Source organism: Stappia sp. TSB10P1A (assembly GCF_900185725.1).
In the GTDB taxonomy this organism is placed as follows: Bacteria; Pseudomonadota; Alphaproteobacteria; order Rhizobiales; family Stappiaceae; genus Stappia.
Window position 1 is genome coordinate 164682 of record NZ_FYAU01000029.1, and the last position, 24013, is coordinate 188694.

The following is a 24013-nucleotide window of genomic DNA, read 5'->3' on the forward strand; positions in this document are numbered from 1 at the left end:
CTGTCGTGTCGGGTCAAGCCGCGGCTTGTCGGCGTTGCATGTGTTGCGGGAAAATTCGGCCAGCGGGCTTGCGACAGTTCTTGCAGTGCCCGACGGAGGCGCGGCCGTGGTCGGCGAGGCGGCAGCGGAAGGCGAGGGCCCCGGCGAGGACACGGTCGACCCCATCCGTCAGCAGGTTGCCGATCACGCCTGCCTTGCCATGGCTGATGACGCAGACGGCGACCTCGCCGGTCGGGCCGACGCAGAACACGTGTCCTGCCCAGAAGCAGGGAAGCTGGGGCACCGGAAGATGCGGGAGGACAACCTCCGACAGCATGCGGTCGAGGGTGCCGTCGTCCTGCAGGGATTCCACCCGGTCGACCGCCTGCTCCGCTCCGCCGGGCAGCAGCGGCTTGACCTTCTCATGCTGGTGGACGCGCGCCAGCAGCTTCAGGAACTGCGGGTCGTAGTCCTCCAGCGGCTCGTCGAGGTCGATCTGGTAGACGCCGATGGTCAGGTCGGGGCGCGTCCTCTCGGCCGCGTCGAGCAGGGTCTCCAGCCCGCGCAGGGTTTTCTGGAAGCTTCCGGGCCCCCGGTTGAGATCGTGCGAATAGGCGTTGCCGCCGTCGAGCGAGACGAAAATCTTGTGCGGGAACTGGACCGCGAGAATCTCGCGCACGCGCTTCTCGGTCAGCATGATGCCGTTGGTGTGCCACTGCAGGGCGACCTCGGGCATCACGTCCGCCACCGTTGCCAGGAGTTCGGCAAAGCGCGGGTTCATCAAAGGTTCGCCGCGCCAGTTGAGGTGGATGCTCTGAACGTCGACCGACCGGCTGTCGCGCAGGTCGACGAGCATCCTGCGCAGATCCTCCGGCGCCATGTCCTCCTTGCCATGGCTCTGCTTCGTGTAGCACAGCCGGCAGGCGAGATTGCAGCGGGATGTCGGGTCGAGCCAGAGCCAGATCGGCGAGCCGGAGACGGAGGCGTCTGTTGCGCGCAATCGTTCAGGGATCATGAACCACCTCCGAATGCAACTGTGGGGCGCAAACTCGAGCTAGTTATGCCATGCTAGCACGGACTTCCGGCGAGAGCCATACCGGAATGATGCCAATCTCATACCAACCTAACTCCTGTCGCGCGGATAGTAGAGCGGAACGCACCAATGATTGCGGGCGATCCACTCCGTGTTCGGGAGCGTGACATCGTGCTCCAGGATGCGGTGGCAGGGGAGTTCGTAGACCTTGCCGGTCGAGGGTTCGACGGGATCGAAGACGATGTACTTGTAATATCCGCTGGTCATGCCGTCCGGCAGCCGCACCCGGTTCGGATGGCGAAGGTCGAGAACGTCCCGCGCATAGGCCGCCTTCCACGCGAGGATGTCATCGAGCCGCCGGGTCTGAACCACGCCGAGGGCGGCGGTAAACTCGTCGATGCGATGGTTCATGCCCTGAATGCGGTAGCGGGAGCCGCGCCCATAGTCGCGATAGGACCGGGCATGCGCGGCAAGGTCCGGATTGCCCGTCACCAGCATGCCACCTTCGCCCGTCGAGATCGTTTTCGTGGGATAGAAAGAGTAGACGCCGACATCGCCGAAGCTGCCCGCCGCGCGGCCGTGCCATCGGGCGCCGTGGGCATGGGCGCAGTCCTCCAGCAGCCAGATCCCGTTCTCCCGGCAGTAGGCGGCGATCTTTTCGATATCGAACGCGATATGTCCGCCCACATGGACGATCCACGCCGCCTTCGGCCGATGCTGCTCCGCCTTGGCGACGAAATCCTCGAAAGAGCCGCACAGGTCATGGCGATTGCAGTCGTAGAAGACCACGGTTCCCCCGGCCTTCTGGATGGAGCGGGGCGTGGCGAGAAAGGTGTTGGATGGGGACAGCGCGGTCTCGCCCGACAAGCCGATGAAATCCAGCGCCGCCAGGGCGCCGCCGCTCCAGTTGTTGAAGGCGACCGCCTCCAGTCCCGTCCGCTCGGCCCACAGCGCTTCGAATTCTCGCGTCTGGTCGCCGTCGCTCCAGCGGTTCGAGCGCAGCAGCGCGCGCCAGCGCGCCAGCACCTCGTCCTCGTCACGGGGATCGAACGCCACCGAAAAAGCGAGCGGCCCGTGCGAGCTCGCCAGAGCCGCCGCCGTCGCGGGATCGGCCGGGTGAGGGTGCGAGGTCATAGAAGCATGTCCTCCCGCTCGGCGCCGAACAAGGCCGCGCCGTCGATGCGCGCATGGACTTCGTACTGGTTGGCGGCATGTTGGCGGGCGGCCAGCAGGTCGTTGAAGACGCGCAGCAGCGGGCTGCCCCGGTAGAGCGCTTCAGCACCCGCCGCGCGGTACAGTCCGGCGGCGTGGGAGAAGCACCGGTCGGCGACACGGGTGGCGTTCAGCCGGAAGCTCCTGCGAGCGGCGAGCGGTGTGTCCCGCGCGAGCGCCGCATCCGCCTCGAGCGTGCCGATGTCGGTCTCCAGCACCGCCCGCATGGCGGCGAGATCGGCGTCGATCGTCGCGCAGAGGCTCTGAACATGCGGATCCTCGGCGATCTTCTGCGACAACATCGAGGTACGCGCGCCATTTGCGGCGAGGAAATCGGCGAGCATGCCGGCAAGTCCGCCGATCGAGGCCGTCGAGATCGTACGAAACTGCAGTTGCGGGACGGGTATGCGGTAGAGCGGGCCGGTGTTGACGGCATGGCCGGGGCAACGACCGAGAAAGCGCTCGCGATGCGGCAGCACCCGGTGGCCCGGCACGCGGACGGTGTCGACGCGAATGCCATGGCTGCCGGTGCCGCGCAGGCCGACGACATCCCAGTCGGGGGCAATGACGATATCGCGCCGGGGCAGCAGCACGGCAGAGGGGATCGGCGCAGCACCCGGGTCTTCGGCCTCGCACAGGGCGCCGAGAACCACCCAGTCCGCGTGGTCGACGCCGCTCGAAAACCGCCATTGGCCGCTCAGCTCGAAGCTGCCGTCCGGAAGCCGCCGCCCGCGGCCGCCCGGCATGTTGCTGGAGGCAAGGATGGCCTCGGGCGCCTCGCCCCACACATCGGCCTGGGCTTGCGGGGCAAACAAGGCCAGATGGAAGGCGACGATGCCCATGTTGCCCAGAACCCAGCTTGCCGACATGTCGGCTTCGCCGAGGACCGCCTGCAGGCGCAGCAAGGTGCGCGGCGAGGCTTCCTGGCCACCAAAGGCGCGCGGCTGCAGGAGCGAGAAAAATCCGTTCGCGCGGAACTCGGCCACCGTCTCGGCATCGAGCCGGCAGGCGCGCTCGTCATCCGGCGCACGCCGCCGCAGGGCCGCCAACAATGTCCGCGCCGCCGCCATGAGCGGCTCGTCAAGCGGAGTCGGAGTGCCGGTATCCCCGCCGGCCTCTCGCAATGCTAGCATGATCGCGCGCCGCCTCCATAAAGTGTTATCAGATTGGTATAGTACGCCTGCTGGTTGCCATTTCAAGGTTGAAGAATGATCGCCCGGCCTTGCATCCGACCACGCGGCCGATCGCGGGCGGCGGATCCGAGCCAATGGCCCTTACGGCATCGGCGGAGAGGGAAGGCAGCGCGGGGCGGGGAATGGTGGCCAAGGGCGGGCTGCGGGACGTTTCGCAGGCCGGTCAGGCAGTGCCGGTTCTCTGTGTCCGATGCGGGCCGTCATGCGCCTGCAGATACTCGCGGAACTGCTCGTCCGGCATCGGGCGGCCGAGATAGAAGCCCTGGATGCGGGTGCAGCCAAGCCGGCCGAGCAAGGTGCACTGTCCCTCCGTCTCGACCCCTTCGGCGATGACGGTGATGCCCAGGCTCGTCGCCATCGCCAGGATCGCCTCGACCAGCGCCCGGTCGTCGCTGTCGGTTTCGAGGTCGCGGATGAAGGAGCGGTCGATCTTCAGGATGTCGATTGGAAACCGCTTGAGGTTGCTGAGCGAGGAAAAGCCGGTGCCGAAATCGTCGAGCGAAAGGCCGATGCCGAGCCGGCGGATCGCATTCAGCGTGTCGACCGGATTGCTGCCCGTCTCGTCGAACATGACGCTCTCGGTGATCTCCAGGTGCAGCCGCTCCGGCGGCATTCCGGTTCGCTCCAGCGTATCGCGGACGAGTTCGACGAAATTCTCGTCCCGGCACTGGCGCGGCGAGACGTTGACGCTGATGCCGGGCAGGTCGAGCCCCAACGCCCTGCAGCGCTGATAGAAGAGGCAGGCGGCCTCGAGCACGAAGGCGCCGAGCGGCACGATCAGTCCGGTGGTTTCGGCGATCGGAATGAACTCGGCCGGAGAAATGACCCCGCGTTCCGGATCGCTCCAGCGCAGCAGTGCCTCGCAGCCGGCCACCCGGTTGTGCGCAATGTCGATCACCGGCTGGAAGTTCAGCGTGAACTGCCGCTTTTCGAGAGCCTTGCGCAGGGCTCCCTCCATTTCGAGCGCCCGTGCCACCTGCTCGTTCATGTGGGCCGAGAAGAAGCGCAGCTTGTTCCCGCCTTCCGCCTTGGCGTGATACATGGCGGTGTCGGCCTGCCGCAACAGCAGTTCGTCGTCGCGGCCATCGCTGGGAAAGACGGTGATGCCGATGCTGGCGGTGGTGAAGACCTCGACGCCGTCTCCCACCACCAGCGGCCGCGCCAGGTGTTCCAACAGTCGGGCAGCGGCCATCTCAACATCCATCACGCTGCGCACATTGCTGAGGATCACCGCGAATTCGTCGCCGCCAAGGCGCGCGACGGTGTCGTGATCATCCAGCACCGCACCGATGCGCGCGGCCGTCTCCTGGATCAACTGGTCGCCGATGCTGTGTCCGAGACTGTCGTTTATATTCTTGAACCGATCGAGATCGAGAAACAGCAGGGCGACGATGTTGCCGTCCCATTGGGCACGGGACATTGCCTGGATCAGGCGATCCCGGAACAGTGTGCGGTTCGGCAGGCCAGTCAGTCCGTCGAAATTGGCCTGGCGGACGATCAACTCCTCCTGCCGCTTTCGCTCCGAGATGTCCGAAACGGTAACGTGAAATGCATTGGCGCCGTTCCACCGGGTCTGGCGGAGGTGGAGTTCCACCCAGACCCGCTCGCCATGGCGCGACAGGGCGCGCGCCTCGTACACTTCGGGTGCCGAGGCACCCGATTCGCGCGCGCGGCCATAGGATTTGAGACGCTCGTGTTCTTCCGGCGCGAACAGGTCCAGCACCGACAGGCCGATCACCTTGTGCCGTTCTTCGCGGTCATAGCCGAGCAGATGCAGCAAGGCGTCGTTGATATAGAGAACCCTCTGGTTGGAATGGATGCAGACCCCTTGCAGGGATTCGTCGATCAGGGCGCGGAACTGGGCGTCGGTCTCCTTGAGGTCGCGGAAGGTTTCCTGCAAGGCGAGGCCGAGAGCGTTGAATTCGCGGATCTTGCCGGGTCGATAGGTGAGGTCGGATGTGCCTTGGCGGATGCGATCCGCATATTTGACGAGGCGTTCGAGTGCCGGACTGGTGAAGCGATGCAGGGCATAGGCGCCGAGAACGGATCCGGCCAGAACATAGAGCAGGAATGGGGTGAACAGCGTCTGATAGGTGCTCTGGATATTGTCGATCGTCTCGCCGGGGCGGTCGCTGACCAGATGAAGGGCGCGGCCGGCCGGCGCTTCTCCGAGCCGGGAACTGATCAGCAGCCGATCATCCGCCAGCAGATGGTCTTTTGCCTGCAGTTGCTTCAGAACGTCGGGTGCGTCGCGGAACCTGTCGCGCAACGGGCCGCTGGCGGAGATGATCCGGTCTTCGAGGAACAGCGCCAGACTGTCCGTGTCCAGCGCTTGGGAAAGGCCGGACAGCAAATATTTGCTGTCGTTGAAGACATAGCCTCCGATCAGATGGCCCAGCACCCGGCCGTCGAGATCGTCGATCACCGGCACTGTGATGGCCGCAAGCAGAATGGGAGCACCGGTTGCGCCGGTCTCGCCGCCGCTGAAAAGGTGCCACTGGCCGGTCGGCATCCGCTCGCGCAAGGTGGGCGTCAGGATCTGGTCGAGATCGTAGAGCGAGGCGCCGGCATTCACCCAGTCGGGCTTGTCGGCCCGGTCGATCGTCAGCAGTTCGAGCTGCGCGCCGATCGGCTCCCGGGCGGCATCGGACAGAATCTGGAGAGCCAGCCGGTCGTTGCCCGACCATATGGCGCGGCGCAGTGCGGCGTTCTCTGAAAGCGCCCTCAGATAGGTGTCGAGCCGGCTGAATGTCTGGTCGAACACAAGGCGGGAGAGCGTCGCCTCCTTGCGGGCGAAGCGCTTCAACTCCTGGTCGGCAATGGACAGGCTTCCGATATAGCTGATCGCGAAAAGCGCCGCGGAGGTCGTCAGCAGGGCAACTGCGAACAGGCCGAGCACGAAACGATTGAAGCGGAAGTCGGCCTTGCGTGTCATTGCGAGTAGCGGAACGCCCTCCGCTTCAGCTCCTCGATGCGCTCGGGGGCGTCACCAGAGGAAACGAGGGCAAAAGGACCGGAGAAGACCAGGGGAACCTCGTCCCCGCGCCCCTGCACGTCGAGAGAGATCGCCTCGGCAATGGCAACGCCGTTGTCGTCGTTCATCCGCATCACGGTCAGGGCGAGCCGGCCCCTTGCCAGGTCTTCGAGCTCCGCGCTGCCGCCGCCCCAGCCGTTGGTCGCCACCGTGGCGGCAAGGCCGGAAGCTTCTATGGCATCGGCAACGCCGAGTGCGATGTCGGTGGAGGAGGAATAGATGAAGCCGAGGTCCGGATGCCGCCGCAGCAATGCGGTGGCGGCATCCCTGGCCTTGTCGCGGTCGAAGCCGACATAGTAGGACGCCACCAGTTGCTTTCCGGGTGTCTCCAGCATGGCGACCCGGAAAGGCTCCGCCCGGGCGTGGCTGACATGTCCCTTCAGTCCGTAAAAGATGGCAAACTTTTCAGGCTGCGGCCGGGTCTCGAGAATCCGGTCGGCCAGCATCATGGCTCCGGTTGCGTGGTCGAACCCCGCGTAGAGAAAGGGTTGGTCGGTCCCCCAGCCGCGCAAGGGGGTGGTGATGTTCTGCAGAATGACCTTCGGCCGGCCGCGGGCGATCAGGCGTTCCACGATCACCCTGTGGCGCAGGGCATCGAGAGTGAAAACAAGATAGTCGGGGTCCGATTTCAACACATCGGCGATCTGCTGGGTCTGTTCGCGGATCTCGGCCCCTGGCAGGGAAAACTGCGTGGTGATCTCGTAGCGGATCCCGATCTCGTCGAGGCGCCGCTCGAGTGCGACGATGCTGCGGCGCCAATAATCCGAGGACTGAAAGCCAGGGTAGAGGACCGCAATGCGCACCGGACCTTGCGAGGCGGGCCCGGCCGGCATGGCCGCGCCGACCACCTTCTGGGTGAAGGCCTCGCTCAGTTCGCGCTGTTGGGGAAATCTGGCGAAAAGTTCGGGCAGGGTCCAGAACTCGCCGGAGGCCTCACGGCCAAACTGCGATCTGGCGATGCCGGGCGGGAGCATCGCCAAGATCAGGATGCAAAGAACCGGAATGATCAGTCGGGTTCTTCTCACGGTAGCTTTCCGATGCGGCGTCCGTTTGCGGAAGTCTGTCCGATTGCCCCGGCACATGCAAGCTATCATCATACGATTGATAGAGCATAGAAAATCCGCCCGCCACGCGGGCGCCAGCAAAGCCGGGCGGCTGCGCGCCGGCTCTGTCGATGCGCGGGTGCAACGGCTTCGCGGCTGCAACGGGCGGTGTTTGTGCCGCATTGACGGCCCTGCGGCGTTGCGTGCGTCCATCAACCTGCTATACCGCCCCGAAAACCCGGTTCCGCGCCGGGGATACGAGGACGGAGTTGCGCGATGACGGAAATGCGCCTGACAGTGGTGGGGGCTGCCGGACGCATGGGCGGCGCGCTGATCCGCGCGCTTTCGCAGATCGATGGTGTGCGGTTGTCGGCGGCGGTGGAACGGCCCGGCTCGCCGGCTGTCGGCCAGGATTCGGGCGTCCTGGCGGGCCTGCAGCCGAATGGTGTCGCCGTCTGCGATGATGCGTTGGCCGCGTTTGCCGCGACCGATGGGGTCCTCGATTTCACCACCCCGGCCGCGACGCGGCACTTCAGTGAACTGGCCGCCCAGGCTCGCATCGTCCATGTCATCGGGACGACCGGTCTCGGCGAGGAGGACGTCGCCGCGATCCGCCCGGCAGGCCGCCATGCCCGGATCGTCAAGTCCGGAAACATGAGCCTTGGCGTCAATCTGCTTGCCGCGCTGGTCCGCCGGGCGGCGGCGGCGCTGGACGAGGACTTCGACATCGAGGTGCTTGAGATGCACCACCGGAACAAGGTCGATGCCCCGTCCGGGACCGCGCTGCTGCTGGGCGAGGCTGCGGCCGAAGGCCGAGGATTGACCCTGTCGCAGCACAGCGTGCGCAGCCGCGATGGTATTACCGGTGAAAGGCCGCGCGGTGACATCGGTTTTGCGACCTTGCGCGGTGGCACGGTTATCGGCGATCACAGTGTGGTCTTTGCGGGACCACTGGAGACGATTACGCTGTCCCACCATGCTCAGGACCGTCAGATCTTCGCTCGTGGCGCGGTGAAGGCGGCCCTGTGGGCGCGCGACAGGAAACCCGGTTTCTATACGATGGACGACGTTCTCGGTCTCGTCGACTGAGTGCCTCGTCCCCCATCCGACCTGGAGACAGTCTGGCAATGGAACATCTTCTTGTGCTCGTGCGCCACGGGCAGAGCGACTGGAACCTCAAGAACCTCTTTACCGGCTGGAAGGACCCGGACCTGACGGAACTCGGGGTTGCCGAGGCACGGACCGCAGGCAGCAAGCTGCGCGATCTGAAGCTGGCCTTCGACGTCGCCTACACATCCGACCTCACGCGGGCTCAGCACACGCTGACGCTGATCCTCGAGGAACTGGGTCAGCAGGATCTTGAGACGGTTCGCGATGCGGCGCTCAACGAGCGGGACTATGGCGATCTGACGGGAATGAACAAGGACGAGGCGCGCGAGAAGTTCGGCGAGGAGCAGGTGCATGTCTGGCGCCGTTCCTTCGACGTCCCGCCGCCGGGCGGTGAAAGCCTGAAGATGACGGCAGAGCGCGTTCTTCCCTACTACCACTCGGAAATCCTGCCCCAGGTGATTTCGGGCAAGCGGGTGATTGTCGCTGCCCACGGCAATTCGCTGCGGGCGCTGATCATGGAACTGGAGGGTCTGTCGCCGGAGGAGATCCTCAAGCGTGAACTGGCAACCGGAGCGCCGATCGTCTACCGGCTGACCGACGAGGGCACGGTGGCCTCCGTTCAGGATCTGGCCGACTGACTGCGCTCTTCCGCCGCGGCTTGAAACAACGGCGGCCGCGCCTCAGGCGCGGCCGCTTTGCGTTCGGGGACGCCCCGTTGGAGATTAGAGGCCGAAGCCCTGCTGTTCGGCCAGCCGCTTGAGCGAGCGCTCGGGGCGGGCGCCGACATGCCCGATCACTTCGGCTGCGCAAAGGCATCCGAGCTCCGCAGAAGTGGTGAAGTCGTAGCTGCGCGCCTGGCCGAGCAGGAAGCCGGAAGCGAACAGGTCCCCGGCGCCGGTGAGATCGACCACATCGGTCACTTCCGCGGCAGGCACGCGGATCGTCTCGTTTCGGGAAATGGCCATCGCGCCCTGTGCACCGAGGGTGAGCGCCGTAACCGCGCAATCCTCGCGCACCGCGGCAATGGCGGTATCCAGGTCGGCTGTCTCGTACAGCGCCTTCAACTCGTGTTCGTTGGCAAACAGCAGGTCAATCGTGCCGTTCCGCATGAGGCCGAGGAACTCGGACCTGTAGCGGTCGACGCAGAAACTGTCGGAGAGTGTCAGGCTGACCTTGCGGTCATGCGCGTGGGCGATTTCCGCGGCCTTCAGAAACGCCGCCTTGGCTGCCGGCGGATCCCAAAGGTAGCCTTCCATATAGGTGATCGCCGACGCCGCCACTGTTTGCGCGTCGATGTCCTTCTCCGAAAGTTCCACGCAAGCACCGAGATAGGTGTTCATCGTCCGCTCGCCGTCCGGCGTGATGAGGATCATCGACCGTGCGGTGGGCGGGCCATCGACGAGGACCGGCGTTTCGAAATGCACGCCGGTGCCGCGCATGTCATGCCGATAGGCAGCGCCCAGCTCGTCCTCGGCCACCTTGCCGAAATAGGCTGTGGCGCCGCCGAGTGCTGCAACTCCGGCCGCTGTGTTGCCGGCGCTGCCGCCTGAAATCCGCGTCGTCTGTCCCATTTTTTCGTAGAGACGGACCGCCTCTTCGGTGTCGATCAGCCGCATTGCTCCCTTAACGAGTTTTTCGCGCAGGAGAAAATCTTCCTCCACATGGGCAAAAACGTCGCAAATGGCATTGCCGATGCACAAGGTGTCGAAGCGCAGACTGGTCATGATGGCGAAAGTGTCCCTTTTGGTGTCGGCAGACGGAGCGACCGATCAGATTCCGGGCGTCGGCCGCAAGGCGCGATTTGCTTCCGGCTCGCGGATCTTGTCGCGGAACGGACTGGCTGGATAGATGCCAAGGAGCTTGAACTCGGCGGAAAAGAACTCCAGTTCCTCAAGCGCCAGCGAGACGCTGCGATCGTCCGGATGGCCCTCCACATCGGCATAGAACATCGACGCGAAAAACTGGCCTTCGAGCTGATACGATTCCAGCTTGGTCATGTTGACGCCGTTGGTGGCGAAGCCTCCGAGCGCCTTGTAGAGCGCGGCCGGCACGTTGCGGACGCGGAAGATGAAGGTGGTAATGATGGGCTGCCCGGAATTTTCCGCGCGCAGGGCTTCGCGCGACAGGATCAGGAATCGGGTGGTGTTGTGGGCCTCGTCCTCCACGTCCCGGCGCAGGATCTCCAGCCCATAGGCCTGCGCGGCCATCTCCGGCGCCAGCGCCGCGGCGGTGCGGTCGCCCGCCTCGGCGATCTGGCGGGCCGACCCGGCCGTGTCGGCGCCCACGATCGGCCGCAATCCGAGCGTGCGGATGATCTTGCGGCACTGGCCGAGCGCCATGACATGGCTCTGCACGCTCTTCAGATCCTCGATCCGGGTGCCCGGCAGGGCCATCAGTTGGAAACGGATCGGAAGAAAATACTCGCCGATGATCTGGAGCGAGGAGCGCGGCAGCAGATGGTGGATGTCCGCGACACGCCCGGCGACGGAATTCTCCACCGGGATCATGCCGAGATCGGCCTCTCCGCTCTCGATGGCGGTAAAGCAGTCCTCGAATGTCGGGCACGGCACGGCTTCATACTCGGGATAGACGTTGTGGCAGGCCGTGTGCGAGTTGGCGCCGTATTCGCCCTGGAAGACGATGCGTTTCTTGTTGGACATGATGGACCGGTGTCAGCTTGGGTTTGAAGGGCGCGAGGCGAAGACCGCCCTTACGGCTTCGAGGTCGCGCGGGGTGTTCACGTCCATCGGCACGCTGTCGATGAGCCCGACATCGATGCGCATTCCCGCTTCGAGCGCCCGCAACTGCTCCAGGCTTTCGCGCATCTCGAGGGGAGAGGGCGGCAGGGCGACAAAGCGGTCGAGGGCATCGCGCCGATAGGCGTAAAGGCCGATATGCTGGTAGAGCGGTCCTGGCCCTGTCGGGGCCGTCGCGCGGGTGAAGTAGAGCGCCCGCAGCCGCCGATCCGTCACCGGTGTGCCGATGGTCTTGACGAAACTGGGGTCTGTCTTGCCCGCCTCGCTGCGAATTTCCGTGGCGATGGTGCCAATATCCACCAGCGGATCGGCGAGAGGGTCGAAAGCGGCGCGGATGGCTTGCGGATCGATCAAGGGCACGTCGCCCTGCAGGTTCAAGACGATGCCGTGCCGTCGTTCCGGGTCGACGGCCTGTGCGGCGGCGCGAACCCGGTCGGAGCCGCTCGGCAGGTTCGGGTCAGTCATGATGGCCGTGCCGCCCGCCGCCTCGACGGCGGCCTTTATGTCCGGATGGTCGCAGGCCACGATCACCGGCCCGATGCCGGCGGACAGGCCGCGCTCGATGACATGAACGATCATCGGCTTGCCGGCGATGTCGGCGAGGGGCTTGTCCGGCAGGCGCGTGGATGCCATGCGCGCGGGGATGACCACGAGTGCGGACGGGTCGGCAGCCGTTGTCACGGGCGTCCTTTCAGAGGGCGGACGGGCGTGCGGCGGGCCCGGCTGCGGCGTGCGATCATTTGTATCATGGATTGCTCTTTTAAACCTATGGACACGAGCGTCAAAAACTTTGTAGTTTCCGGCGACTTTTTCACCACGCGCCGCGTTGCGCGGGGCCTGCTTGCATTGGCCTTGCGGCAACCGAGGGAGTTGGAGCCAGCGGGAATGAATTCTGCCAAGCTAAATATGATCGCTGGTGCGATCCTGTCCGTCCTCCTCCTGACGATGGGGCTCGGCATCGTGTCGGAAATCATCTTCCATCAGGGGGCGCCGGAAAAGCCAGGCTATGAGATCATCGTGGCTGAAGCGGATTCGGAACCGGCTCCGGCTCAGGACGCTCCGCAGGTGGAACCCATCGCCGTGCGCCTCGCCAGCGCGTCGGCCGCGGACGGTGAACGCCTGATCCGCGCTTGCGTGGCCTGTCACGATTTCTCCAGCGCCAACACCAACAAGGTTGGTCCGGGCCTGTGGGAAGTGGTTGGCCGTGCTCCGGCGAGCCATGAAGGGTTCCGCTACTCGAGTGGCATGCAGGCCTATGCGCAGGAGCATGAGACCTGGACCTACGAGAACCTTGACCACTTCCTTGCCGCGCCGCGGCAGGAGGTCTCTGGAACATCGATGGGCTATGCCGGCATGCGCAGGCCCGAGGACCGCGCGAACCTCGTTGCTTATCTGCGCACGCTGTCGGACAACCCGCAGCCGCTGCCCGAGGCCCAGGCCGAGGAGGCCCCGCCAGAGGAGGCCCCGGCCGAGGAGGCTCCGGCCGACGCGGCGCCTGTTGAAGGCACACAGGCCCAGTGACCGCGGCAACCACGCCCCTGTGGCTTGGTTGCCATCCATTTCAGGTGCTGAAGGCCGGCGCGAAAGCGCCGGCCTTTTCGCTAATTGCATAGGCGTGATGGATCTTGGCCGGGGGAGCAGCGCTCATTCGGAAGACCGTTCGGCGCCGCCGAATGCCGTTGAGTTTCCCCTGTAACGGGGAAGGGCTTTCGGATATAACGCTTTCAGCCTGCGCTGGAGGGATGTTGTTGTTCGTCCCGAATTTCTTCATCGAGTTGAAAATACATCTTTAACTGTGCCGTGTTACGTAGTTTTATCAGGTGTGGAAGCGCGGTCTGATCGACGTGCAAGCCGACCTGAACCAGGCGGCTCGCCATAGCCGCATCATTTCCAGGTGGGGGGGCATGACGCAGGCATCCGGTGTCAAGGAATTGACGCTCATCCGGTGGAAACACCGGATGATGGCTGGGGCCGTGGTGGCATTCGTCTGCGTCCTCGGGATGACTCTCACGGCGTATATTTCTGCATTGCTCACCGAGAATGCCCACAAGCGTCTGCAGAACGAGACGCTGGCGCGATTGTCGGAGGCGCGGGCGCGGCTCGAAGGAACGATCAGCGCGACGTTGTATATTTCGCAAGGCCTGGTGAGCTTCACGGCAATCAACGGCGAACTCACGCAAAGGCAGTTCCGACGCTTTGCGGAGGAACTTTCCTCGGCAAACCGCCATGTGAAGCTGATTGCCCTGGCTCCCGGCAATGTCGTCCGCTACGTCCATCCGTTGCTTGGAAACCTGAGAGTTCTTGGTCTGGATTACAGCAAGACCCCGGCGCAATGGCCGGTGGTGAAGCGAGTGATGGATGAGCGGCGCACCGTCGTCGCCGGCCCCGTCGACCTTGTTCAGGGTGGACGCGCCCTGATTGCTCGTTCGCCGGTTCTCATTCCGATGAACGAGGATGACGGCAGGTCCGAGCGCCGCTACTGGGGCGTGGCCTCGGTGGTGATCGACATGGATGCCCTGTTCGAGGATGCAGGCATTCGCCCGGAGATGAGCGGATACCAGTTTGCCCTTCGCGGGGCCGACGGGCTGGGCCCTGCCGGCGGAATGATCCTCGGCGACCCGGCGCTGTTCGAAACGCCCCTGTCCAGTGGTGGAGGGGTGATTCTGCCGGTCAGCCTGCCGAACGGCATGTGGCAGATGGCCAGCCGTCCGGTCGGCGGCTGGGTTGCCACCTCGCCGGAAGTTCAAATCGTCCAACTGGTTGGTCTCGGCGTCACCTTTGCGATCGCGCTCTTGTCCGTCATGGTGGTGATCGCACAGCAACGGGCGCGGTCGATGGCGCTGCATGACGCACTCACCGGCCTGCCCAATCGGCGATTGCTGGAGGATCGGCTCGAGCAACTCGCCGCGCTGGGCGAGCGGACGGGACTGGGCTTCCAGGTGTTCTTTGTGGATCTCAATGCGTTCAAGCCGATCAATGATACGTTCGGCCATGCGGTGGGAGATCTGGTGTTGCAAGAGGTCGGCAAGCGGTTGCGGGCCGAAACAAGGGACTCCGACACGATCGCCCGTATCGGTGGCGACGAGTTTGTCGTCGTAGTGCCTGGGATGACCCATCATCAGACCACCGCCAATATTGCTGCGCGACTGCGGGAGGCTGTCAGCGAGCCGGTGCGCGCGGGCGATAACATCATCGCCATTCGCGCCAGTGTCGGCTGGGCGGTCTACCCGGACGATGCCACGACGATTCCCGAGATCCTCGAACTCGCCGACCAGCGGATGTATCGCGAGAAGCTCGCCGCAGCGTGAGCGCCGGGCACGCACCGAACCATCCTGCCACGATTAAACTTTCGTCATGAAGCGTTTCACGTCTGTCGGCGGGGGGCGCAACTCCCTAATATGTGTCGGCAAGACAATGCAGCAGCAACCGTGCGCGGCCGTGGGTCGTGCGCCGCGGCAAGACAGATGGATCCGTTGAAGCGCCATGATGCAGTCAGATCGCCAGACGATGCTCTCCCGTTCAAGATCCCGTGCAACAGTCGCTGTACAGGGTTGGCCGGTTCCGCGGTGGATCATCGCCCTGCCCTTGGCGGCGCTGTGCCTGCTGCTTGCCGGGCTGTCGACGGCATCGTCGCAGGAGGAACCGGAATGGCGGCATGCCTCCTCGCTGAGCGGCGAGCCGAAGTATCCGCCTGACTTCCGGCATTTCGACTATGTCAATCCCGATGCTCCGAAAGCGGGCATCGTCCGCCTCGGCGACAGCAGTGGCTTCGACACGTTCAACCCCATCCTGCCAAGGGGAAATCCGGCGCCGGGCTTGGGTCTGATGTACGATTCTCTGCTGGAGCCGGCGCTCGACGAGATCAACATCAATTCGGAATACGGGTTGATCGCGGAAGCCATGCGCTACCCCTCCGACTATTCCTGGGTGGAGTATAGGCTCAATCCGCAGGCTCGCTGGCATGACGGAACCCCGATCAGCGTCGACGACGTCATCTGGAGTTTCGGCAAGCTCAAGGAGGTCAATCCCAGCCAGGCCTTCTACTATCGTCATGTCGAGAAGGCCGAGCAGGTGGCCGACGGCGTCATCCGCTTCACCTTCGATTCTCCCGGCAATCGCGAGTTGCCGAAGATCGTCGGCCAGATGATTGTCCTGCCGAAGCACTGGTGGGAGGGGACCGGACCGGGCGGCCGACCGCGCGATATCGGCAGCGGAACGCTGGAGCGACCGGTCGGATCCGGCCCCTATCGGATCGGCGCCTTCGAGGCCGGGCGGTACATCGAGTACGAGCGGGTCGAGGATTACTGGGCCAAGGACCACCCCACACGGGTTGGCACCAACAACTTCGACAAGGTTCGCTATGACAGCTATCGCGACCAGACGGTGATGCTGGAGGCGTTCAAGGCGGACCAATATGATTTCCGTGCCGAGAACAGCGCCAAGAACTGGGCGACCGGTTACGACTTCCCGGCCGTGAGGGACGGGCGCGTGGTGCTTGAGACATTCCCCGACAAGGCGCGCGGCATCATGCAGGGCTTTGTCATCAATCTGCGGCGGAAACCCTTCGCCGATGTCCGGGTGCGACAGGCGCTCAACCTGGTTTTCGACTTCGAGACTGCCAACAAGACGGTGTTCTTCGACCAGTACAAGCGCATCCCATCCTATTTCGCGGGCACCGAGCTTGCCGCGAGCGGACTGCCGGAGGGTCAGGAACTGGCCATTCTGGAGAGTGTGCGCGACCTCATTCCAGAGCGCGTCTTCACGACGCCCTATGAGAACCCGGTGAACGGCGATCCCGCCAACCTGCGCGACAACATGCGCAGGGCTGTCGAATTGCTGGGCGAGGCCGGCTATGAGCTTCGCGGTCGCCAGATGGTCGATCGCCAGACGGGCGAACCGCTGGTCATCGAGTACATCAACAATGATCCGAATTCCGAGCGCTACGTGCTTCCCTATGCGCGTAATCTCGAGCGCATCGGCATCAAGCTCACGCTTCGCACCGTCGACACGCCGCAATACATCAACCGCATCCGCGAACGCGACTTCGACATGACGACGCTGGGCTGGGCACAGTCCCTGTCTCCGGGCAACGAGCAGCGGGATTACTGGGGCAGCGAGGCGGCGGATCGGCCGCAGTCGCGCAACTATGGCGGCATCAAGGACCCCGGCATCGACGCACTCATCGAGAAGGTTATTTTTGCGAAGGACCGGGAGGAACTGGTGGCGGCGACACGCGCGCTCGATCGGGTTCTGATGGCGCATCAATTCGTCGTGCCGCAATGGTATATCGATGTCGACCGCACGGCCCGCTGGAACCGGTTCGGTCATCCTGACAACATCCCCGAATACACCCACGGCTTCCCGACCATCTGGTGGTGGGATGAGGCGCGCGCGGCGCGCGTGCGGGGAGGGCGGTGATGGTGGAAGACAGGCCGAAGGCACCGAGGGCTGCCGGTGGCGCCCGGTTTGATCTGGATCGCAGGACCGTGCTGGCCGGAGCGGTGGCCTTTTCCGCTGCAACGCTTCTGCCGCTCCCCGGCAGGCTTGCGCGTGCCGATGTGGAACAGAACGCCGGCGCTGCAGCCCGGCATGGACTGTCGGTGTTCGGCGACCTCAAGTATCCGGCCGGATTCAGCCATTTCGACTATGTGGTCCCGGACGCTCCGAAAGACGGGCGCATCGTCTTCACGGCACCCTTCTGGACCTTCAATCAGAACCCGCAGACCTTCAATACCTTCAATACGTTCATTCTCAAGGGGGATGCGCCGCCCCGTATGGAGCTGTGTTTCGACACGCTGATGGTGAGGGCGCTGGACGAGCCGGATGCCGTCTATGGCTTGATCGCCGAGACTGTCGAGATTTCCGAAGATGGAAATGTCTATACGTTCACGCTGAGGCCCGAAGCCCGGTTTCACGACGAGAGCCCGCTGACGGCGGAGGATGTCGCCTTCTCGCTGATGACCTTGAAGGAGAAGGGGCACCCTTCGATCCGTCAGGGGCTGCGCGAACTTGATGACGCGCGCGTCGAGGATCCTCACAAGGTATCGCTGGTGTTTTCCGGCAAGCAGTCGCGCAAGGTGCCGCTCATCGCGACCGGCATGCCGATCTTCTCCAAGGCCTATTACTCGCGCTACGACTTTGCCCAGACGACGCTGACCCCGCCGCTCTCGTCCGGACCTTACAAGGTCGGGCGCCACGAGGTGGGCCGTTTCGTGGAGTATGAGCGGGTGAAATCGTGGTGGGCGGCGGACCTGCCCGTCAGCCGCGGGCACTACAATTTCGACCGCATCCGGTTGGAATTCTTCCGCGATCGCCAGGTGGACTTCGAGGCCTTCAAGAAGGGCGTTCTCACCTTCCGCGAGGAGTTCACCGCCCGCACATGGGCGACGGAATACAACTTTCCCGCCGTTCAGGACGGTCGTGTGATCCGGGAAGAAATCCCCGACGGCCGGCCCTCGGGTGCGCAGGGCTGGTACCTGAACCTGCGCCGCTCAAAGTTTTCGGACCCGCGTGTTCGCCAGGCGCTGGGTCTGGCGTTCGACTTCGAATGGACCAACACCGCGCTGTTTTTCGGAGCCTACAAGCGGACGAGTTCCTATTTCCAGAACTCCGCGATGTCGGCCGAAGGCGAACCGGACGCAGCGGAACTGGCGCTGCTGGAGCCCTGGCGCGGACAGGTGCCCGACGCGGTGTTCGGTCCGGCCGTCGCGCCGCCGGTTTCGGATGGAACGGGACAGGATCGTGCGATGCTGCGCGAGGCGGACCGGCTGCTGCGGGAGGCGGGATGCCGGCGCGAGGGAGCCCGGCTGCTTCTGCCGAGCGGAGAACCGCTGGCCTTCGAATTCCTGTCGAATACGAACAGCTTCGAGCGTGTCGTCCTGCCCTATATCGGCAATCTGGAGCGGCTCGGCATCCGGGCGAATTTCCGTGTCGTCGATCCGGCGCAGTATCAGTCCCGCCTGAACGACTACGACTTCGACATCGCCTCGCGCCGGTATTCCCTGTCCGCGACCCTTGGAGAGGAGATCCGCCAGATGTGGGGTTCGGAGGCGGCAAGCCAGCCGGGATCGAGCAACCTGTCTGGCATCGCGGACCCGGCGGTCGATGCGCTGATCAATGCTGTCGTCGCAGCGTCCACCAGGGAAGAGATGACCGTCGCTGCCCGTGCCCTGGACCGGGTCCTGCGGGCCGGCCATTATTGGGTGCCGCAGTGGTACAAGCCGATCCATACGGTCGCCATGTGGGACGTGTTCGGGCATCCTGAGGCGCCACCGACGCATGGCTTCACGCCGGAACTCCACTGGTGGTACGACCGTGAGCGCGCAGAGCGAATCGGCATACGCTGACATGCGCGAGACACTCCAACGCATCAGGCATTGCGGAGGCCAACCGGCAGGTTTGCCTGTTGTCGGCCGGCAAGAAAGGGATCTCTGATACGATGGGCGCCTATATCCTGCGCCGGCTGCTGCTGATCGTGCCGACACTGGTCGGCATCATGGCCATCAATTTCATCATCATCCAGTTCGCTCCCGGCGGACCGGTCGAGCGCGTCATCGCCCAGCTTCAGGGCACGGATGTGTCCGCCACGGCCCGCATCTCCGGCGGCGGCGGCGATTTCGCCGGCAGCGGCGCGGACACGGCCGGGGACGCGGGAGCCGTCGGGTCGAGATATCGCGGCGCACAGGGCCTCGATCCGGCGTTCATCAAGGAACTGGAGCGCCAGTTCGGCTTCGACAAGCCGCCGCTGGAGCGTTTCGCCGTGATGCTGTGGAACTACGCCCGCTTCGACTTCGGGCAGAGCTACTTCCGCGACATCTCGGTGATTGACCTGGTGATCGAGAAGATGCCCGTCTCGATTTCGCTCGGGCTATGGATGACGTTCATTTCCTATGCGATCTCGATCCCGCTGGGCATCCGCAAGGCGGTGAAGGACGGCTCGCGCTTCGATGTCTGGACCTCCGCCGTGATCGTGGTGGGCTATGCGATCCCCGGGTTCCTTTTCGCGGTGCTGCTGATCGTGCTGTTTGCCGGCGGCTCGTTCCTCGACTGGTTCCCCTTGCGCGGCCTCACCTCGGAGAATTGGCATCAGCTCTCCTGGCCCGAGCGCATTCTCGACTATTTCTGGCATCTCGCCCTGCCGTTGACCGCCATGGTTCTGTCGGCCTTCGCCACGGTGACGCTGCTGACGAAGAACTCCTTCCTCGACGAGATCCGCAAGCAGTATGTCCAGACCGCCCGCGCCAAGGGTCTGAACGAGCGCCAGGTGCTCTACGGCCATGTGTTCCGCAATGCCATGCTGATCGTGATCGCCGGCTTTCCGGGCGCCTTCATCTCGTCCTTCTTTGCCGGTTCGCTGTTGATCGAGACGATCTTTTCGCTCGATGGGCTCGGTCTGCTCGGCTTCGAGGCCGTGATCAACCGCGACTATGCCGTGGTCTTCGCGACGCTCTACATCTTCTCGCTGATGGGGCTTTTGGTGAATCTCATTTCCGACCTGACCTACACCTGGATCGATCCCCGGATCGATTTCGAGAGCAGGGAGGTCTGAGGCATGGATCTGAAGACGGAACCCACGGGCAAGGTGGAGGCAGTGGCTGCGGCCACTGCCACTGCGCCGATCGGCCGGCCGAAGGGCTTTCTGTCGCCGATCAACCAGCGCCGGCTGACGAACTTCAAGGCCAACCGGCGCGGCTACTGGTCGTTCTGGATCTTTCTTCTCCTGTTCGGCCTGTCGCTCCTGGCCGAGTTTCTTGTCAACGACCGGCCGATCGTCGTCGTTTACAAGAACGAGGTTCTGGCGCCGATCTTCGTTGACTACCCGGAGGAGAAATTCGGCGGTTTCCTCGCGGTGACCGACTACCGGGACCCCTATATCCAGGAAGAGATCAGCGCCAACGGCTGGATGCTGTGGCCGCCGATCCGCTATTCCTATCGCACCGTCAACAACGAGATTCCGGTGCCCGCACCCGCCCCGCCGTCCTGGCGGCTCGACAAGCAGGAGCGCTGCGTCCGCTATCCGCTGGGAGCGGAGGACCCCAACTGCACCCTCGGCAACTGGAACTGGCTCGGCACCGATGACCAGGGGCGCGACGTGGTCGCTCGGCTTGTCTACGGCTTCCGTATCTCCGTCCTGTTCGGCCTCGCCCTGACGCTGGCTTCCTCGGTCGTCGGCATCGCGGCCGGCGCCGTGCAGGGCTATTACGGCGGCTGGGTCGACCTTCTGTTCCAGCGCTTCATCGAGGTCTGGACGGCGATCCCCACGCTCTACCTCATCCTGATTGTGTCCTCGGTCCTCATTCCCGGTTTCTGGACGCTCTTCACCATCCTGCTCGCCTTCTCCTGGGTGGCGCTGGTCGGCGTGGTGCGGGCGGAATTCCTGCGCGCCCGGAACTTCGAATATGTGACGGCGGCGCGAGCACTCGGCGTCGGCAATCCCACGATCATGTGGCGCCATCTTCTGCCCAACGCGATGGTGGCGACGCTGACCTTCATGCCCTTCATCCTGAACGGCTCGATCTCGACGCTGACGGCGCTCGATTTCCTCGGCTTCGGCCTGCCGCCGGGCTCCGCCTCGCTGGGCGAACTGCTGGCGCAGGGCAAGAACAACCTGCAGGCGCCCTGGCTCGGGATCACCGGTTTCATCGTCATCTCGGCTATGTTGAGCCTGCTGATTTTCATTGGCGAGGCGGTGCGCGATGCCTTCGATCCGCGCAAGAGCTTCGCATGAGGACCCCATGACGAGCGCACAGAACAAACCGCCGCTGCTTTCGGTCCGCGAGTTGTCGGTGGCCTTCACCCAGAACGGGGTGACCCATACGGCGGTGGACAGGATCTCCTTCGACATCGGCCCCGGCGAGACCGTGGCTCTGGTCGGCGAATCCGGCTCCGGCAAGTCGGTGTCGGCGCTCTCGACCGTCAAGCTGCTGCCCTATCCGGCAGCCTCCCATCCGAGCGGTGAGATCCTGTTCAAGGGCGAGGACGTGCTCAAGGCCGGCGAGGCGGCCCTGCGCCGCATTCGCGGCAACGAGATCTCGATGATCTTCCAGGAGCCGATGACCTCGCTCAACCCGCTGCACACGGTGGAGAAGCAGATCGCCGAGGTGCTGAAGGTCCATCGCGGCATGGGCGATGCGGCCGCACGGGCTCGGGTGGTGCAACTGCTCGACCAGGTCGGCATTCGTGATCCCGAGAGCCGCCTGCAGAGCTATCCGCACCAGCTCTCCGGCGGCCAGCGCCAGCGCGTGATGATCGCCATGGCGCTGGCCAACGAGCCTGACCTGCTGATCGCCGACGAGCCGACCACCGCGCTCGACGTCACCGTGCAGGCGCAGATCCTCAAGCTCTTGAAGGAACTGCAGCGCGACGTCGGCATGGCGATGCTGTTCATCACCCACGATCTCGGCATCGTCCGCAAGGTCGCCGACCGGGTCTGCGTGATGACGAAAGGCAAGATCGTCGAAAGCGGCCCGGTGCGCGAGGTCTTCGAGAACCCGCAGCACAGCTACACCCAGCATCTGATCGCGGCCGAGCCCAAGGGCAAGCCGCCGGTGACGGACGAAAGCCGCCCAGTGGTGGTGGAAGCGCGCGACGTGAAGGTGTGGTTCCCGATCCGGCGCGGGTTGCTGCGCCGCACCGTCGATCACATCAAGGCAGTCGACGGTATCGATGTCACGGTGCGCGAGGGGCAGACGCTCGGCATCGTCGGCGAGAGCGGTTCCGGCAAGACGACGCTGGGGTTGGCTCTGCTGCGGATGATTTCTTCCACCGGCAAGATCCGCTTCGGTGCCCGCGAGATCGACACCCTGTCATGGAAGGATATGCGTCCGCTGCGCCGTGACATGCAGATCGTCTTTCAGGACCCGTTCGGCTCGCTCAGTCCGCGCATGTCGGTGGCCGATATCGTCGGCGAAGGCCTTGCCGTCCATTTCCCCGGCATCACCGCGGACGAGCGGGATGACCGGGTGGCGGCCGCCCTTGTCGAGGTCGGCCTCGATGCCGACACCCGCTTCCGCTATCCGCATGAGTTTTCCGGCGGCCAGCGCCAGCGCATCTCCATCGCCCGCGCCATGGTGCTGCAGCCGAAATTCGTCATGCTCGACGAGCCGACCTCGGCGCTGGACATGAGCGTGCAGGCCCAGGTGGTCGATCTCCTGCGCGATCTGCAGACGCGCCACGGTCTCGCCTATCTCTTCATCTCGCACGATCTCAAGGTGGTGCGCGCGCTCGCCAACGAGGTCATCGTCATGCGCGCCGGCAAGGTGGTGGAGGCGGGCGCGGCGGCGGAGGTCTTCGATACTCCGAAGACCGACTACACCAAGGCGCTGATGGCCGCCGCCTTCCGGATGGAGACGGCGGACGCCGGCATCGTCAGCGAGTAGGTTACTCCAGCCAGCAGGTTGCCCGCCGTCCGGCCTTTTCCTGTTCGAGCCCGAGGGTGCGGCGGGGCTTGAAGCCGATCAGCCCGTCGGCCCCGCCGACATCGTAGCCCTTGCCTTCCAACTGGAGCTGCAGGTCGCGGACGGCGCCGCGCGAGCGGGTCTTCACCTCTTTCCAGCCCTGGACGAAACCGGCACTGCTGCTGTAGCGGTCGGCAAGATGGCCGACGAACAGCGCGTAGACATCGGACTCGTTATAGGCCTTCAGCACATAGAAATTGTCCGTGACGATGAAGGCGGGGCCGTTGCGGCCGGCGGGCATCAGCAGGAAGCCCGGCTGCGGCAATTCATGGGAGGGGAAGGGACGATCCCTGACGCGGCTGACGCCTTCCGCGACCCAGGCGGAGATCGGCTGGCCGCGATCGGGCCCCTCGCGCGAGCAGGAGACGGAAGCCGGCACAAGTGCCTCGTAGCCCCAGTCGCGCCCTTTCACCCAGCCGTGCCAGGCGAGATAATTGGCGATCGAGGCGAGGGTGTCCGGCACCGAACGCCAGATGTCGCGCTTGCCGTCGCCGTCGAAATCCACCGCAAACCGCAGGAAGCTGGAGGGCAGGAATTGCGGCTGGCCGAGCGCGCCGCCCCACGAGCTCCGCAGGTCGGCCCGCGTGATGTGTCCCTCGGCAAGGATCTGCAGGGCGGCGACGGTCTCGCCGGCGAAGAACTCCCGCCGGGTCCCCATGAAGGCGCGGGTGGCCAGCGTCCTCAGCGCGTCGTTGGGAATACGGGCCGCGCCATAGCCGGATTCGCGGCCCCAGATCGCCAGGATGATCCGCGACGGGACGCCGTATCTGGCCTCGATGCGCGCAAGCGTGGCCGCGTGGGTCTGCGCCAGCCGCTGTCCCTGGGCGGCCAGCGCGTTGAACTGGTTGTCGCGGAAATAGCCGGCCGGGGCGCGGAACTCGGACTGGTAGTTGACCGAAGGCGGTCGTTCGGGGCCGTCGGGATCGCCAAGGCCGGGTAGCGAGGTGTCGGGCGACAGGCCGGCGAGTTCGCGGTCGATCACCCGTTGCGGCACGCCGGCCGCGCGGGCGGCCGGTGCGATGCGGGTTTCCAGAAACCGGTCGAATTTCGCCTGCAAACCCTGTTGCTGCGCATGGGCGGACGAGGTCCACAACGTTGCGAGCAGAACTGCGAGCAATGCGGAAAGGGCGCGGTGCATGACGATCCGTTGCGGTGGCTGACAGGAGCCAAGCCTAACATGGCCCTTGCGGGGACGAC

At 64.6% G+C, this 24013-nt stretch carries 18 protein-coding genes; 9 read left to right on the forward strand and 9 right to left on the reverse strand.

Going from position 1 to position 24013, the window contains the following annotated elements:
- Positions 1–13 precede the first annotated feature (13 nt).
- From TSB10P1A_RS14625 to TSB10P1A_RS14645, 5 genes are all read right to left on the reverse strand, one after another.
- Positions 14–994 carry a radical SAM/SPASM domain-containing protein gene (locus TSB10P1A_RS14625; RefSeq protein ID WP_186388672.1) on the reverse strand — a complete coding sequence of 327 codons (981 nt, stop codon included), beginning with the start codon at positions 992–994 and terminating at the stop codon, positions 14–16.
- A 108-nt stretch (positions 995–1102) separates the two neighbouring features.
- Positions 1103–2146, reverse strand: a complete 1044-nt coding sequence (locus tag TSB10P1A_RS14630) for a DegT/DnrJ/EryC1/StrS aminotransferase family protein (RefSeq protein ID WP_186388673.1) — start codon at positions 2144–2146, stop codon at positions 1103–1105.
- Positions 2143–3423: a flavin-dependent monooxygenase gene (locus TSB10P1A_RS14635; RefSeq protein WP_186388674.1), complete on the reverse strand. Its 1281-nt coding sequence runs from the start codon at positions 3421–3423 to the stop codon at positions 2143–2145. Before TSB10P1A_RS14635 ends, TSB10P1A_RS14630 begins: the two co-directional genes overlap by 4 nt.
- Positions 3424–3580: 157 nt before the next feature.
- Positions 3581–6352 (reverse strand): EAL domain-containing protein, encoded by a 2772-nt coding sequence (locus TSB10P1A_RS14640; protein ID WP_186388675.1) that lies wholly within the window; start codon positions 6350–6352, stop codon positions 3581–3583.
- On the reverse strand, positions 6349–7707 hold the full coding sequence (locus TSB10P1A_RS14645; RefSeq protein ID WP_186388676.1) for an autoinducer 2-binding periplasmic protein LuxP: 1359 nt from the start codon (positions 7705–7707) through the stop codon (positions 6349–6351). The genes TSB10P1A_RS14640 and TSB10P1A_RS14645 overlap by 4 nt, the downstream gene beginning before the upstream one ends.
- Positions 7708–7779: 72 nt before the next feature.
- Here TSB10P1A_RS14645 and dapB point away from each other — a divergent pair, with 72 nt between their 5' ends.
- Together dapB and TSB10P1A_RS14655 are read left to right on the forward strand one after the other, a co-directional pair.
- Positions 7780–8583 carry a 4-hydroxy-tetrahydrodipicolinate reductase gene (gene dapB, locus TSB10P1A_RS14650; protein ID WP_186388957.1) on the forward strand — a complete coding sequence of 268 codons (804 nt, stop codon included), beginning with the start codon at positions 7780–7782 and terminating at the stop codon, positions 8581–8583.
- Between the two features lie 38 nt (positions 8584–8621).
- The gene (locus TSB10P1A_RS14655; RefSeq protein WP_186388677.1) at positions 8622–9242 is read left to right on the forward strand and encodes a 2,3-bisphosphoglycerate-dependent phosphoglycerate mutase; all 621 of its coding nucleotides are present in this window, start codon (positions 8622–8624) and stop codon (positions 9240–9242) included.
- A gap of 84 nt (positions 9243–9326) precedes the next feature.
- Here TSB10P1A_RS14655 and TSB10P1A_RS14660 read toward each other — a convergent pair whose 3' ends face one another.
- The 3 genes from TSB10P1A_RS14660 to TSB10P1A_RS14670 are packed head-to-tail and all read right to left on the reverse strand — an operon-like array spanning position 9327 to position 12041.
- On the reverse strand, positions 9327–10328 hold the full coding sequence (locus TSB10P1A_RS14660; protein ID WP_186388678.1) for an adenosine kinase: 1002 nt from the start codon (positions 10326–10328) through the stop codon (positions 9327–9329).
- 45 nt (positions 10329–10373) lie between these two features.
- Entirely contained in the window at positions 10374–11264 is an 891-nt protein-coding gene (locus TSB10P1A_RS14665; RefSeq protein WP_186388679.1) for a prephenate dehydratase, read from the reverse strand.
- 12 nt (positions 11265–11276) lie between these two features.
- Positions 11277–12041 (reverse strand): 3-deoxy-manno-octulosonate cytidylyltransferase, encoded by a 765-nt coding sequence (locus tag TSB10P1A_RS14670; protein ID WP_256376465.1) that lies wholly within the window; start codon positions 12039–12041, stop codon positions 11277–11279.
- Between the two features lie 204 nt (positions 12042–12245).
- Between TSB10P1A_RS14670 and TSB10P1A_RS14675 the strand changes: the two genes are divergently transcribed.
- The 7 genes from TSB10P1A_RS14675 (at position 12246) to TSB10P1A_RS14705 (ending at position 22738) form a co-directional block, all read left to right on the forward strand.
- Positions 12246–12881, forward strand: coding sequence for a cytochrome c family protein (locus TSB10P1A_RS14675; protein ID WP_186388681.1), 636 nt, complete (start codon positions 12246–12248; stop codon positions 12879–12881).
- Positions 12882–13264: 383 nt separating this feature from the next.
- Positions 13265–14668 carry a diguanylate cyclase domain-containing protein gene (locus TSB10P1A_RS14680; protein ID WP_186388682.1) on the forward strand — a complete coding sequence of 468 codons (1404 nt, stop codon included), beginning with the start codon at positions 13265–13267 and terminating at the stop codon, positions 14666–14668.
- A 199-nt stretch (positions 14669–14867) separates the two neighbouring features.
- Positions 14868–16778, forward strand: a complete 1911-nt coding sequence (locus TSB10P1A_RS14685; RefSeq protein ID WP_186388958.1) for an extracellular solute-binding protein — start codon at positions 14868–14870, stop codon at positions 16776–16778.
- Positions 16778–18706: an extracellular solute-binding protein gene (locus TSB10P1A_RS14690; protein WP_186388683.1), complete on the forward strand. Its 1929-nt coding sequence runs from the start codon at positions 16778–16780 to the stop codon at positions 18704–18706. The genes TSB10P1A_RS14685 and TSB10P1A_RS14690 overlap by 1 nt, the downstream gene beginning before the upstream one ends.
- A 92-nt stretch (positions 18707–18798) precedes the next feature.
- On the forward strand, positions 18799–19908 hold the full coding sequence (locus TSB10P1A_RS14695; protein ID WP_186388684.1) for a microcin C ABC transporter permease YejB: 1110 nt from the start codon (positions 18799–18801) through the stop codon (positions 19906–19908).
- 3 nt (positions 19909–19911) lie between these two features.
- Positions 19912–21087, forward strand: coding sequence for an ABC transporter permease (locus TSB10P1A_RS14700; RefSeq protein WP_186388685.1), 1176 nt, complete (start codon positions 19912–19914; stop codon positions 21085–21087).
- Positions 21088–21094: 7 nt separating this feature from the next.
- The gene (locus TSB10P1A_RS14705) at positions 21095–22738 is read left to right on the forward strand and encodes an ABC transporter ATP-binding protein (protein WP_186388686.1); all 1644 of its coding nucleotides are present in this window, start codon (positions 21095–21097) and stop codon (positions 22736–22738) included.
- Position 22739: 1 nt separating this feature from the next.
- Here TSB10P1A_RS14705 and TSB10P1A_RS14710 read toward each other — a convergent pair whose 3' ends face one another.
- Positions 22740–23954, reverse strand: coding sequence for a lytic transglycosylase domain-containing protein (locus TSB10P1A_RS14710; RefSeq protein WP_186388687.1), 1215 nt, complete (start codon positions 23952–23954; stop codon positions 22740–22742).
- Positions 23955–24013 lie beyond the last annotated feature (59 nt).